The 1,613-nt window shown below is 44.1% G+C and carries 2 protein-coding genes; both read right to left on the reverse strand.

The window, feature by feature from the left end; all coding sequences use genetic code 11:
• Positions 1–257 precede the first annotated feature (257 nt).
• Positions 258–596 (reverse strand): hypothetical protein, encoded by a 339-nt coding sequence (locus DXXMK7_RS00105; RefSeq protein WP_038917318.1) that lies wholly within the window; start codon positions 594–596, stop codon positions 258–260.
• Positions 597–607: 11 nt separating this feature from the next.
• Positions 608–1,613 (reverse strand): DUF6862 domain-containing protein (locus tag DXXMK7_RS23205; protein WP_305809613.1); only part of this gene is annotated, 1,006 nt, incomplete at its 5' end.

A 1,613-nucleotide genomic window follows, 5' to 3' on the forward strand; every position in this document is an offset into this window, starting at 1 on the left:
GGAAGGTCTCAGCATCGAACCCTTTGACCCGGACGCGACGGCCAACTGGATTAAGCATTACCCCGGCGGCCTGACGTTCGCCGAGTAACCAACACCACCCCCGGCCCGCGCCGGGGGTTTTTGTTTTATGGCATGGCCCTGACCGGGTGGTTTTGGGGACACGGCAAACTGGCGGTGGCCACAAAACATTTCCTGTCCGGGTGATGGAGTACTTTCAGACAACTCCCGCCACTTAGGCTCAAGAATGGTGAGGGATGTTAAAATATAATCGTCTTTTCCAAATCACCCTCTAATAATTTAATTTCCTCTATCATATCTATGACAACACTATCATTCTCATATAAAAGAGATACTTTTTTTAACCATACACGCATATTGCAGTATAAAAACCTACCACCTACCAACACACCAAAAACATCATCTTCTTTCATTATTTTATCTATAAAATTGATTGACAAAATAATCCTTATTTTATCATCACCATTATCTAAAGTAATGTAACCGGACAACCCATCATCATTATAAACTGTTAAATAGCCTTCAATAAAATCAATATATCCAGGTTTCGTTGAAAAAATATCAATTAGCTTATCCATATATTACCACTCTATTTCTTTGGACTAGTAATAATCGCTTGTCCAGTAAACTTCTCTCTGAACTCTGATAATGGCGTAAAATACTGTCTGCCCAATGCAGGGTCTCTAATAGCAACAACTTGCTGACCATTCCTAATTGTTACCCCATCAACCACAACAGCATGACCTCCTCGATCTAAGCTCATGGCAACAACCGCAGGATTCCCTTGGGAAGTTGCAGAAGATAAAGCTTCAATAGACACATTAGAAACAAATCTAGCATCAGAAATACCTTGATTTCGCAAGGCTATTACAAGATTATTCATTCTCGCCCCATTCGGGGTAACTTTAGCATCTGTAATTAACTTACCCAGGTCATATTGTAATCCCGCCGTATCCAAAACCATTGCACATGAATTAGGACCACACGTTGGTAATTGTCCTTGATTCAAAACCAGTCGATCACCATTTCTTGGCAAACTTGTACTATTTGGATTACCTGGTTCTAAATTACCAACTTCCAGACTGGAACTCATTGAAAGAAGTTTCTTCGCCGCCGCTTCTCCCAGTATCGGAGTCACAGACGACAGGATGATATCTGCACCTTCTTTTAGTTCCGCATACCCTTTCGCCTTCTCATAATCAACACCTTTGGTCTCCATAAAGAAGTTGATCATGGCATCCCTGACTTGCTGCTTGTTCTGTGCATCCACACTGGTGATATTCAGCAGGTTCACTATCTGACCATAAGCATCGGCATACTGCTGGCTGGCTCTGGAGTTATAGGTGCCGGTGTTTTCATACTCCGCTTTGGCCTGATAAGCCTCCAGCCGCGCGGATGCACAACCCGCACTGGCAGCATTTCCGTTACCGCAGGCGGCGATAACTTTCTTATCCCTTGAGATATCCAGTTCCGTTAACCGGGCAACGTCTTTCTCCGCCTGTTCACGCTCTGCCGGGTCTGTGCTGTTGCGGAGTTTCTGCTTCGCTATCTCAAGCTCCGATTTCTCAGAGACACTCAGGAAGTTATTCTCCACC

Source organism: Dickeya sp. MK7 (assembly GCF_000406305.1).
GTDB lineage: Bacteria > Pseudomonadota > Gammaproteobacteria > Enterobacterales > Enterobacteriaceae > Dickeya > Dickeya fangzhongdai.